Raw genomic sequence first — 12,751 nt, forward strand, 5'->3', positions numbered from 1 at the left:
TTAAACAGGAGATATTTGAATCGAAATAGAAAGCAAGAACGAAGCAAAGGGGTTATCTTGTTACGACGTTATAGTGATAGTTGGAAATTAAAATAGCGATAATTTGACGTTAAATCGCCTAAACGTGGATGTCTAGCAAGCTGCCAATGATTTCATTGTTTTTCTCTATGGCAGACGCGCCAACTCGGTTATAACCAGCGGCTTGAGCTAGGTTGAAGAGAGATTCAACTTTTTGAGAGGGAAGGCTAGGTGTTGAGGCTGTTATTGCGACATCCGCAACCGCAGCTAAATCGATGTTGTGATCAGAAAGTTCTTCTTTTACCTTACTTACATTATTGTTAATGCCATGTGCAGCTTTCTCGGCCATTTGTTGTGACATCTGAACGATGTGGTGTCCAGATTGAATTCCTGATACAGGCATATCACTACTCCCAACATTATGATAGTGAGAGCATAGGTGGAGTTTATAAAACGTTCAAGTGTTTTATATCAATGACTTGATTAGGCAAACAGTTTGGCAAGCATTTCTCTTTCTTCACCAGATAGAACCGGTTTTTGCGCTTTATTTAGTTTCACGCTGATCTCACCTTGTAATGACTTTAACTGACTTGCCGTTAAATCACTGAGCTTTTGCTTAAGTTCATTAAATTGTTGTGCGTTCATCTCAATACCTTCGTCGTGATTCGGTTTATCCGTCGTTGCCCGAAATTCTTCATCCTTTGGATACAACATATTTATTCAACCAAAATAGATTAGAATTTGATCGATTGCTTTTTGTCCGAATATTGTCAAGGTGTGTTAAGTGATACGTCAGATTTTTCCTAAGAAGGTACATAATTACCCACTTTGGGGTAGATGGAAACGTAAAAAGAAAAAGGGAAGCGATATAGCGCTTCCCTCTTACATATGGTTTGAATGTTACTAACTTACCCTGACGGCAAACTTACTAGCAAGTGAATGAAGCTCTGGGAGCATGCGATAGATAAGATGAAGTTGCTGCAATACCATGCGGGCAGAGCTGTCGTCTTCATCGCGCCATTCGTTTAAGCGTTGCTCGAGTCCAGCATCATCAATATTAGATAGGTCACACTCCTCACAATGCTGGTGAAGCTGTTTATGAAGTACATCCAGATGCTGATGAATACAACGGTGAGCATCTAAAACGAGTTTATGAATTGACTCATCTTCGATGCGAGTTCTGTGCGCGCCTAATGCAGAAATATAGTTCAACATTGCGTGATTTAACGTTAGGAAGCGAAAACTTTCATCAACAGCTGCGCGATATTTGCCAGGCTCCGCCAGCATCGTACTAATCGCAGAAGAGAGTGAGGCATCATTATTGTGGGCCTGGCGGCGAGCGATACGGTAACTCAAATTGTCTTTCTTGCCGATTCTATACTGACCAATGATCTGATCGAGATACTGCTTGTTCGCCTCTATCGCATCCGACATAACTTTGTGAAGCCTTCTCGACTGCCAGTCGGGCAAAATAACTAATACAGCTCCTACTGCAAGCACACACCCGATGAGGGTATCTGCTAGTCGAGGAAGGACAACTGCGTAACCTTCACCTAGTTGATTAAATAAGAAGAGGACGAGCAGTGTAATAAAACCAGTCGCGTACCCATAGTTGTTCATCCGGAAGGCGAAAAACATTACACCAGAGATAACGATAAATACTAACTGGCTTTCTTGAGAAGGGAAAAAAGTCAGCAATGGTACACCAATCAACAAACCAGCTAATGTACCTATTACTCGCGCCGTCAATTTTTGGCGAGTGGCACTGTAGTTCGGTTGGCATACGAATAAAGTGGTTAAGAGTATCCAGTAACCTCGGTCGATGTTGAATATTTGAATGATTCCATAGCCAATCGTTAAGGCAATTGACATACGTAATGCATGCCGAAACAGCATCGAATCTTTGTGTAAATTTGCTGATATACGCTGCCACATCGCTTTTAGCGTGTGTGGGTTGGTATCGGCGAGGGTATCTTCTTCGAGGCCTTCAACATCTGGGTTGTTAATGTTATTAAGCTGTTTTTCTACCGTCGCTAAGTTATTGAATAAATATGTTAACTGCATCAGAAGACGTTTCCAGTGCCCTTGCTTTTGTTCTTCTAGATAAGCAAGAGAGTTTTGTACTTCAGCTAATGCCAGAATAGATTGATCGGTATGGGAGTATTCATTTCCTAGCTGAATGGCTAGTGCAATATCACGACACGCTTGGGCTTGAGACTCCAAAAGATATTTAAAACGAAACAGCACATCAGAACGTTCAAATTCGGTCGCTAAATCCTGATAGCGATAATGGCTAGAACTGACTCGTTCGTGAATGTCTTGAGCGATGAAATAAATATTTAAAAATCGGTCACTAGGCCCATCAATGTGACCCCGTTTCGATCGGTTAAGTAATGTGGTTTTACAAACGTTTAGTGCCGTAACCGTGGCAGCATTGCATTTTGCAGCTTCAATCCGCAGCGGTTGTGGCGTCAAGTTGGTCACAGGGTGAAAAAGCTTGGCTTTCGCATCAAGATAATTCGCCATTTGGAAGAACACATTGGCTAGGCTTTGTTGCACCGGTTGAAGGGGCCAAAATATCTGCCAAATCATGGACATGAAGTAATACCAGGCGGCACCAGTCAAAAGCAGTAGTGGCTGAAACCAAATGTTGGTGCTTTCATGTGCGCCAAGCATAGTATAAATAGCGATCAGCAACGAACCAAAAGCAATACTCGCGTACTTAGGACCTATCGCCCCAAGAATGATGAAGCCGAAGGTTGAGATAAATAATCCCAACGCAAAAGCCCATGGGGTATCGAACAAGATTTCAATTGAAAAAGCAGCAAGCGCAAAACAGAGAAAGGTGAGAATCAGCGCCTTGATGCGCCCAGTGAAACTATCATCACTCTCTGCCAAAGCAGCAGCAATAACGCCCAGTATTAGCGGCGTGATCAGCGTGTTTTGCTCGAAGTACCAAGTCGGGATAACTACACCCAGTAAGGTGATTAGGATAAGAACGCTGTAATTTATGGTCTTGTTTGCCCAATAGAGCCGAAATTTAGAAGTTGCTTGCACAATGCGCCTTATGTTTCCGATGAAGAACGGGGGAATACTACCAAACCCACTATAGCGCGTTTATGATTTACTTTAAGAAAAATTCGTTGTTGCTGATAAAATCAACAGGGATGTCATTGACTTATACTAAAGCAGCCACGCAATGTGTCTATAATTGTAAAGTCAGCTTCAAATAGAATGAGCTTTAGGTTACTAAATCGACAGTAATGTGAATTTTATTAAAGAATAAAAGAAGATGCTTACTTAGGTGCTCGCCATTGCTACAATTTGGCGCCTTAAAATGATATAAATCGACAACTTCTAAATTAAAAGGCGCACGTTTCATGCAGCTCACTGCCACTAGCAAAGCACAGTTTTTTATTCAAAATGAGTACCATCACGTCGAAATAAAAGAGAACAGTGTTTTATTAAGCTCAATAGGCAGTGAAGAACATATTCCTTTTACGATCTGGAATGGCAAAGTTAGCGTAAAGCGTGGGTTGTTATGGAGCTCTTTGCAGTTTTTTGCTCATGAGCACGAAGGCAAACAACAAAGTTGGCTAGTACAAGGACTACCGTGGCCACAATGCCGTAAGTTTGCTCTTGAAGCTGTTCGTCAGTATCAAGAATGGCACAACACTCAGTGCCGAAAACTGGCTGAGTATCTACCTAAGTGGGAAGAAGAGCTTTACAAACTAAAGCACTTGCCTGCTTACTTATCGCATTCTCAAGTGGTCTCCTGGGTTGAAAGTCTTAACCAAGAGTTAAGCGAGATGAAAACCACCCTAGAAGAAGCCAAAATGCGAATGCCGAATCGTATGTCGCAAATAGAGCCTTGGCTCATTGATACCTCTGAGGCGCTTGGTGAGCGTAATCGCGATTGGCTAGAAGCAGAACGTCCAAATTGGGAAGTGCTGTTTAATCAAATTGAATCCTCTCCTTTGAATTTATCCCAGCAATATGCGGTATTACTCAACGACGACCACAACTTAGTTCTTGCTGGTGCCGGCTCGGGCAAAACCAGCGTTTTAACCGCACGAGTTGCCTATTTGTTGCAAAGCCATCAGGCTCAAGCAGAAGAGCTTCTCATGTTAGCGTTCGGTCGTGATGCGGCGACTGAAATGAAAGAACGCTTAGTAGATAAAGTGGGCATGGCGGCAGACGGTGTGCGCGTCAACACATTCCATCAGTTGGGCTTGTATATTCTTAAACAAGTCGAACAGCAACCTGTCGAAATTAGCCCTTTAGCGTTGGACGAAAATCAACGAACGGCATGGTGTGTAGACTGGTTGAAAAAACATTGGATGACACCCACCAACTTTAAACGTTGGCAAAAACATTTAGACAAATGGCCGATTGCGTACCTAAAAGGGGATGATGAGTTAGGAAGCCATTCAGAAAATCCAAAACTGATCGCTTGGCTAGATTCGCAGCTGTCTCATTTAGCGGCGGTAGGGTTGACCAAAAAGCAAGTACAAGAAAAGCTCGTAAACCACCAAGACTATACGCGTTTAAATAGTGAACTCGCCTTATGCTGGCCATGTTTTACAGCGTGGCAGAAAATGCTTAAAGAAAGCAACCAAGTGGATTTCCCAACCATGATCAGTCGTGCGACAGATTATGTGAATAAAGGAAAGTTTGTCTCGCCATGGCGCTTTATTATGGTCGATGAGTATCAAGATATCTCTCCAGACCGTCTGGCATTGATTGAAGCACTGTGTGAATCCACTCAGAAACAAGCAGGTGCGACGTTATTTGCTGTTGGCGACGATTGGCAAGCTATCTATCAGTTTGCAGGAGCGGATGTCGATCTTATCACTGGTTTTAAAGAACGCTTTGCTCACTCAACCGTTCATCACTTAGATACAACTTATCGTTTCAACAATCAGATTGGTGATGTAGCGAATACATTCGTGCAGCAAAACCCATCGCAGTTGCCGAAAACACTAAACAGCCACAAACAACGCAAGCAGAAGAGCGTACATACCGCGCCGAGCAATCAAGTGGAAAAGATCTTGGATCACTTGAATCAACAAGCCAAGCAAACCAAGTCAGTTTTATTGCTAGGACGTAACCATTATCATAAGCCCGATTTGTTCGACGATTGGTTGCGACGTTTCCCTAATCTCGATATTCGCTTTATGACTTGCCATGCGAGTAAAGGACGCGAAGCAGACTTTGTGATTATTCTTTCTGTGGATGAGGGGCAATTCCCCGCTAAGAAGAAGCAAATTCACATTGATGGTGCGTTGACGGAGTCCAAAGACAAATTCCCTTACGCAGAAGAGCGCAGGCTATTTTACGTGGCGATTACACGTGCGAAAGAGAAGGTTTGGATCACGCATACTGGCGCGGGATCTGCATTCGTTCAAGAGCTCGTTAATGGTGACTATCCCATCGTGACTTCCCGTTAAATGCAACGTTTAGAATGTTAAAAACAGCAAGGGCGATACTTGGTATCGCCCTTGCTTTATTTGGTTGGCATCAAAGCTTACATGCGCTCAGCAAGATAGGCTTCGTAATCCGGAACTTCGATGTCTACTTCTTGCTCAAGAAGAGGGGAGTTAAACAGGAACTTAGCGGTGGCTCGGTTCGTTGCTACAGGAATATTCCAAACACTAGCAATACGAAGAAGCGCTTTAACATCTGGGTCGTGAGGTACGGCATTCAGTGGATCCCAAAAGAAAACGAGAACGTCGATTTTGCCTTCTGAAATGAGAGCGCCTAGTTGTTGATCACCGCCCATCGGACCACTGATCATGCTCTTGATCGCAAGTCCAGTTTCTTTACTCAGCATGTGTCCTGTCGTGCCAGTTGCGTAAAGGAAGTGACTCTGTAGCTTTTCTTTGTTTTCTTTTACCCAGCGAAGTAGCTCAGGTTTGCAGTTGTCGTGAGCGACCAAAGCCACATGTTTATGGGTTGGCATGGTACGAATGGTTTTTTGCATCAAGATGTTTCCGTTTATATGATTTTAAAATTGTTGTGACTCAATAGAACACGTTTTTGGTCTTTCAATCAACAGCCTTAACACGGAATGTCGGCCTATATTCTGACGGAGATAACGATTCTTCGATCGTGTCGTCATGAAGCGTCTTCGGAGTCAGTGGTTTGATGGTTGGTGAGGCATGTTTGTCATAAGCTTCACCCCTTAAGTAATGCGTTGCTTGCATCACGGAAAGCCTACCTTGCTGCACCATTTTATCTGTTGGTGCGAAGAGCACTTTGTTACGTAACAGGCCTCGATATACACCATGACTTAAGTACACAGAAACTAAACCGATCTCCTCAGCTTTGCCGGCACTGCGCAGTTCACTGATGGCCGCTTCAATCGCCACTGCACTGCCAACAATGTAATCTATATTTCCCATATCGATCACACGTTGAACTAGGTTACGTTGTAACTCCTTGTCGTTGTCTGCCCAAAATGAGTCAACAATGTTGATATCACTTCCTTGTATCGCTTCATAAAATCCGGCAGTAACGGGTTTCGTACCACCACGAGTTCGCGGCCCCAAAAGTAAGGCAATGTTGGTTTTTCCTGACCCCTTTGGATGGCGAGCTGCCAAATATTGACCCGCTTCGTATCCCATCCAATGCCAGTCAACACCGACAGTCCCTTTTAGCAACTCACTTTGTTCTTCATCCAAGTCGAGTTGGTTCACAGTAGCAAAAACGGGAGTATTCCCCACCCAATTTTTAAGTGAGTGCTCGTAAGCCTGTGGTTCCACGGTCCCAAGGATAACCGCATCTGCTCCCCATTGGTTACACAGTGCGAGTTGTTGTTCTTGACGGGTTTTGTTTGGGTAGCCGCCCGCTTCAAGGACTCGTAGCTCGACACCTTCTCTTTTCGCTTCGGACACCATTCCATAGTTTACTGACAACCAGTATGAATCCTTTAGGTGAGGGTATATTGCACATATTTTCTCTGCGGCAACCGCTGGCAAAGAAGCAACGAGGGTTAAAGTGGCTGCAGAATGTTTGAAAAATGTGCGAAATGCGTGTTGATTTTTAACCATGAAATGAAGTTCGTTGGCATAGATTAAGTAAACACTGCAAAATATAACGTAATATGTCGCTGAACACGAACATTAAGGTCATGAAAATATGCTGCTAGCAACTGCAAGCATCGGTCGTAAACTTTTGTTGTCTTTCATTGCGATGGCAATACTGGTCATGTTATCGGCACTTATTGGTGTGTCTGGATTTTCTTTGGTTGCCAAAACCGAAAGAAATGTCGTGGATTCTGCGATTCCCGCCATGATTGAGGCGAGGCAAGTATCTGAGTTGAGTACTCGTATTATTTCGTCTGTACAAATGTTGTCGAACGCAAGAAACGAGCAGGAAAGAAAGGAGTCAGGGCGAGTGCTGTTCGAACAGCTCGAGTCTTTACTCACTCACATCAAGGAGCTCGGGAGCGAGTCGTTCGATTCTCAATTGTTAGAAGCTTTAGAGAATAACGTTCAGAATGTTATCGACAATTTGGCAGAACTCGGTGTTTCGGTTGAAAAAAAACTGTGGCTTGCAAAAGAGATAGATACTCGTGTTGAAGAAATGCGTCTGCTCAGTGAAGAGCTAGAACAACTAACTCGTACGCAAGTTCAGAATACGAGCACCATTGCTGTTGCAAACGTCACGCATATTTATGACTTATTAGAATCGAATAAAAAATCGCAAGTTTATCAGGCGCTAGATGCACTGGTGGAGGTCGATCTTGATCTGACGGAACGATTGCATGAACTGCACTTGTTGGCCTTTAAAATGTTGAATCAAATTGAAGAGGCTAGGACATTAACGAATATTGAGCGAATTCAACAGGTTCAAAGTGATTTCGATAGCAACCTCAAAATCATGCAACGCCGTGTACTCGCCGTGGAAGATCCTACGCGCTCTAAGCAAATGAGCCAACTGCTCATAGAGCTTGGTAAGCGTCAGGTCGTATTTTCTATACTGATGCAGCAATACGAGAATAACGAACAGTCACAACAGCTGATGCAAAAGACATTAGAGTTGTTCTCAGAGCTTAATGGCACGGTCAACAAATTGGTTGATGATTCAAACAAAACCACTACCGTCGCTGTAGACCAATTGACCAGCACATTGAAATTCGCTCAGTGGTCTCTAACCGTTATTTCAATTGTTGGTTTGATTGTATTGGTGCTGATTTTATGGCGTGTGGTGTACCTTTCTGTTGTGAAGCGGTTAGCTGAATATTCTGCTGCGTTGCTTTCTGTGGCGCAGGGTAACTTAGCGGTTGAGTTGGAAGTGAAAGGCAAAGATGAGTTGGCGCATATGGGGCAGGCCATCATCACGGCTCGTAATACCGCGCAAGCACTAAAAGTGGTAGCAGAGGGTGAAGCTCAAGCCAAGCGAGAGCTTGAGGAGCATAAAGAACATTTAGAAGAGCTCGTTGAGCAGCGCACTTCGCAGTTAAAACAAGCAAACCGCCGTTTGAATGAAGAGGTTTTGAATCACGCTAAAGCTCGCAAGCAAGCAGAGCAAGCGAGCCGAGCAAAATCGGCTTTCTTGGCGACGATGAGCCATGAGATAAGAACGCCAATGAACGGAGTGTTGGGGACTGCACGCTTGCTGATTGACTCAGGCCTCAACCCAATTCAAAAGCGTTATGCGGAAATCATTAATCGTAGTGGTAAAACGTTGCTCGCGATCCTTAATGATGTACTGGATTACTCCAAGATTGAAGCGGGGCATTTAGAAATTCGTCACATGGGCTTTGATTTACACCAAATGGTGGAGGACACTTTCCAGTTAATGAACAGTCGAGCACAAGAGAAGAAGCTGCTGTTCTCCTACCATATTGAAAGTGATGTTAGTCGCTACTGGAAAGGGGATGTCACCAGAATCAGTCAGGTGCTGAACAATCTTGTTGGTAACGCGATTAAGTTCACTGACGAAGGAGAAATTGATATCTACGTTAGCCTGAACCCAGAGGACGAGTCGCAAGTCCTATTTGAAGTATCAGACACTGGAATAGGAATTGCCAAAAAATACCAGAGAACGTTGTTTGATGCCTTCACGCAAGCTGAAGGTGGGATGAGCCAAACTGGAGGCACGGGGCTTGGACTTGCTATCAGTAAGCGAATCATTGAAGCGATGGGCGGTGTTTTAGAAGTCGATTCCGAAGAGGGAAATGGTAGCCGATTCTGGTTCTCTATTCCGTTAGAGGAAAGCGAACCTGTTGAAACAGGAACCGTGGCAACCGCACGTTGCAAAGTGAAAGCAAAGGTCTTGCTGGTAGAAGATAATGAAGTCAACCGAGTGGTCGCGGAAGGTTTTCTAGAAAGCATGGGGCATCAAGTCGTGATGGCAGAAAACGGCTCACAAGCAGAGCAACTGATCAGCACACAAGATTTTGATATCGCTTTGGTCGACATCAACCTCCCTGATTGTGATGGAACTGAGTTGATCCAACGCTTAAAGCGGATTGAGTGTGATAAGCCGGCCAATAAAGCGCTTGCCGTCACGCCAATGATTGCAGTGTCTGCGCACGTTTTTGCGGAAGAAGTTGAGCGCTATCTAGCCGCTGGTTTTGACGGATACTTGCCTAAGCCATTGGCAAAAGAGGCACTCGCGGCATTGATTCAGGATGCGCTAGACGGAAAGCCGTTGTTGTTGCCACAAAATGCCGACTGTACCCCGTTTGATCAAATTTCGCCTCAAGAGCAAGAGCTACAATCAAAGGTCGTTCAAGCACCCCAAAAAAAGGAACCCGATGTGGTTATCATTAATCCGAGCGTGATTGAGTCCGATATGAAAATCTTGGGCAGAGATAAGATGTTGCACATTATTAATCTGTTTAGAGCCACCAGCACCGATGTATTAAGCAAGCTGCAAGCGTCTGCTGAGGACAATGATAGTAAAGAAGTAAAGAACCTTGCCCATAAATTAAAGGGCAGTGCAGGAAGTTTAGGACTAACTGCGCTAATGAACGCTTGCCAAGCAATTGAAGCCGCGCCTCAACCTCTAGATACCTATAATGCGACTAAAGATGATTTAGTTTCTCAAGTGTCTGCATCAATTCAAGCTCTGGATGAGTTAATGGCGAAGTAATCCATCGAGCATTGAAAATAAAAAAACCTCCGGCTTTCCGGAGGTTTTTTCTATTCGGTCATGTCATCTTCCCACTCGAATCGAGTGTCTAGGGCATAAGGGTCATCATCAAAAGGATGTTCCACTTTGCCACGTAAGTATTCGAGTTGATGCTCAAGCATATTGACCGTTTCGTAGTCTCCCTCAGAACAAGCAACGTAAATCTGTTGTTCAAGAGCGGCAATGTTATCTCGGATACCCATGAGAACCCCCTTAAATCATCATCGATTCTCAAAACGATTATAGTCAAGTAATCCAAATTCGATCGGTTGTTTTGTACGGTACCAATTGTGTAAACGATCGCTAAATGACCAGAATTTTTCTGAGCTTCTACGAATCGCAAAATTATCCAATAACTTAACGTAATCGGACTCGTTTTGGATGGCACTAAATTGATCGACAAAATCTTTTACTTGGTTTTCGTTGATCGAGAAAAATGCCGCAGGGTAGCTTCCCACAACGCCGCGTACAATGGTCATATCATCGTTAGCAAAGTCACGGTTACTTTCTTCATCAAACAAGCTAGAGATGTTTGTGTGTGCATTGTTGTGAAGTAAGGTGAACAGTTCATCTTCCCCTGATTGACTTCTCACCATAAGCATAGTGATTTGCGGAACGGTTTTTAGGCCTTCACCACGAACGTGGTCAATACGTTTTAGTTGCTTTTCACTACTCGCAGAAAGAGCTGTGTCTTGAATTTCGTAGCGAGGCAGAAGCACATCTGAAACATGTTCGCTCAACAACTCCACCAACTCCGTTTTTGGATCGTCACTCTTATACTGAACGCTGGTTGGTTGGTTAAACGGCTTCACATTTCGTTGTAAAAAGTCACTCAACTGCGGGCTTTGATCTTTATACCAGCTAGATTGCAGTTCATGGCGCATATCGGCGGGTAACAACGAGATAAAGTTACTTTCGCCTTCTAGACGCAAGAAGTCCATAAACATTCGTGTCATGAGCTGATGGCCGAAGTTACCGTAAACGTCAAACCCAGCAACAAGCAAATAGTGGATACGCTCTAGTAACGCGTAGTCAAGAATCCACACTGTTTTAGGCTGCTCACCAACTAACCCTTGAACAACAGAAGCACTATCAAAATGGCGGAATATCGTTAATGCCGCATTATGGTTGGTGCCATTACCGTCCCAAATTACATCGGTGGATAGGTTTTCACCTTCTTTAAACCAGTTATTAGTGAACTCAGATTTAGCCTCTAGGTAGCGAGCTTGCTGGCGCGCGTACTTGACCCAGTTGGTAACAGGTAGCGTGTTACTTTCTTGTTCTGCCGGTAGTTTTAGGTTATCAGCCTGAGATCGGTAAAACTCATTTACTTCTGGGATGTCTGCTTTATCTGGATCAAGGAAAAACACCCAAAAGCGATCATTGATAACATTCAATGCCAGTTGGCCACGACAAACTGGGCCTTTGATGTATGCCATTATTGTATTTTGTGCATTATCTAGCATGAACTTAAAGCGCGATTTCACTGGAAGGTCGATGAATGATGTCATCGGGTTTGCAGCAACTTCTGGTGCATAACTCGGGAGCTGGCTAACCGTGTAATCAGCATCAATAAACCAAGTTTTCCAGTTCTCTATGCGTTGCTTGTTTAACGCGAATGGCATGTGAGTTTTATCTACTATGGTCCCTTGCTCTGGAATAATTCGATAAAACACACGTTCAACCCCTGGATCATCGTACGGGCGACGCGTTGAAATACGTTTGACGGGCTGTCCTGGTGGTGTAGCAGAGCGGACGAGCGTGAAGAATCGGGGATCTTCATCGAGTTCTGAAAAGTAGATATGAGATAAAAACAAATGCTCATATATATACCTAGCCATCAGCTGATTTTTCAAATCAGAGTGGTTAAGTAATGTTTCGTACTTATCTATTTGCGCTTGCTCATTCTCACTAACAGGTTGGTGAACGTTCATTATTGCGCCGTTTTCCAACCAAGTCATGAGTGTGTGGTATTCACTGTTTGATAGATTTGGCATACCAAAAGGCATGCCCCAGGTTGGGTTATCCTTCTCGTATTGCTCGTATTCTTCAATCGTCGGACAGGTTTGCTCTCGGTCTATCGAAAAGTCAAAGCCTTCTAACTGGACTTGGTCAGGCAATGGGTGGCGCTCTTTTTGTTGTAGCAAACGTGCGATAAGGCCTGCATCAATGTTGGCTGCCATGCTTTGATCACGTTCGTTGAGAACCGGATGAAAACCCGCATCGCGCCACTCTTGGGTTGTTTCTGCATCTTCGAATAAGCGTGTTGGTGCTGCGGCTGTGAGTCTTGTTCCTTCATATACCAGTGCTTTACTCGCACCACGGTCAATGCCCTCAACAGAAGAGAGCTTAAGTTGACATGGTGCATCGTAGCACGCGTGGCAGACGACACAGCGGTTATCCATAATGGGTTTAACTTCGCTTTGGAAGAAGTTTGCTTGAGGGGTTTCCACGTCAACTGTGCGTTCACGCACGAGCTGTGGACCAAACAGTTGGTCATAGTTAAGACCAGCATAGGTTGCACAGCCGGCAAACAAAGTAGCAATGCAAAGTGTAAAAATTAAGCGCAAATTCATTGAGTTATTTTACG

Annotated in this window: 9 protein-coding genes; 2 read left to right on the forward strand and 7 right to left on the reverse strand. The window is 44.1% G+C overall.

Annotation, left to right across the window (positions count from 1 at the left end; genetic code table 11):
* Window positions 1-118 precede the first annotated feature (118 nt).
* From R7O13_RS02625 to yccS, 3 genes are all read right to left on the reverse strand, one after another.
* Entirely contained in the window at window positions 119-421 is a 303-nt protein-coding gene (locus tag R7O13_RS02625) for a hypothetical protein (protein WP_031781170.1), read from the reverse strand.
* A gap of 80 nt (window positions 422-501) precedes the next feature.
* Window positions 502-732: a hypothetical protein gene (locus R7O13_RS02630; RefSeq protein ID WP_005376575.1), complete on the reverse strand. Its 231-nt coding sequence runs from the start codon at window positions 730-732 to the stop codon at window positions 502-504.
* 189 nt (window positions 733-921) lie between these two features.
* Window positions 922-3,075, reverse strand: a complete 2,154-nt coding sequence (gene yccS, locus R7O13_RS02635; protein ID WP_031781171.1) for a YccS family putative transporter — start codon at window positions 3,073-3,075, stop codon at window positions 922-924.
* 323 nt (window positions 3,076-3,398) lie between these two features.
* Between yccS and helD the strand changes: the two genes are divergently transcribed.
* Window positions 3,399-5,468 carry a DNA helicase IV gene (helD, locus tag R7O13_RS02640; RefSeq protein WP_005376572.1) on the forward strand — a complete coding sequence of 690 codons (2,070 nt, stop codon included), beginning with the start codon at window positions 3,399-3,401 and terminating at the stop codon, window positions 5,466-5,468.
* Between the two features lie 77 nt (window positions 5,469-5,545).
* Here the strand turns inward: helD and R7O13_RS02645 are convergent, their stop codons facing one another.
* Both R7O13_RS02645 and torT read right to left on the reverse strand, forming a co-directional pair.
* Window positions 5,546-6,001 (reverse strand): methylglyoxal synthase, encoded by a 456-nt coding sequence (locus R7O13_RS02645; protein WP_005376571.1) that lies wholly within the window; start codon window positions 5,999-6,001, stop codon window positions 5,546-5,548.
* A gap of 64 nt (window positions 6,002-6,065) precedes the next feature.
* Window positions 6,066-7,115, reverse strand: a complete 1,050-nt coding sequence (torT, locus tag R7O13_RS02650) for a TMAO reductase system periplasmic protein TorT (protein ID WP_318303096.1) — start codon at window positions 7,113-7,115, stop codon at window positions 6,066-6,068.
* 43 nt (window positions 7,116-7,158) lie between these two features.
* On the opposite strand from torT, the gene torS reads away from it, so the two are divergent.
* Window positions 7,159-10,122 (forward strand): TMAO reductase system sensor histidine kinase/response regulator TorS, encoded by a 2,964-nt coding sequence (torS, locus tag R7O13_RS02655; protein WP_318302909.1) that lies wholly within the window; start codon window positions 7,159-7,161, stop codon window positions 10,120-10,122.
* A 50-nt stretch (window positions 10,123-10,172) separates the two neighbouring features.
* On the opposite strand, the gene R7O13_RS02660 is transcribed toward torS, so the two are convergent.
* Together R7O13_RS02660 and R7O13_RS02665 are read right to left on the reverse strand one after the other, a co-directional pair.
* A complete protein-coding gene (locus R7O13_RS02660; RefSeq protein WP_005376565.1) occupies window positions 10,173-10,364 on the reverse strand; it encodes a hypothetical protein in 192 nt (63 codons plus the stop codon).
* Between the two features lie 18 nt (window positions 10,365-10,382).
* Entirely contained in the window at window positions 10,383-12,737 is a 2,355-nt protein-coding gene (locus tag R7O13_RS02665; protein ID WP_065275237.1) for a fatty acid cis/trans isomerase, read from the reverse strand.
* Between the last annotated feature and the right edge of the window lie 14 nt (window positions 12,738-12,751).

The sequence above is a fragment of the Vibrio sp. Y176 genome (assembly GCF_033438945.1).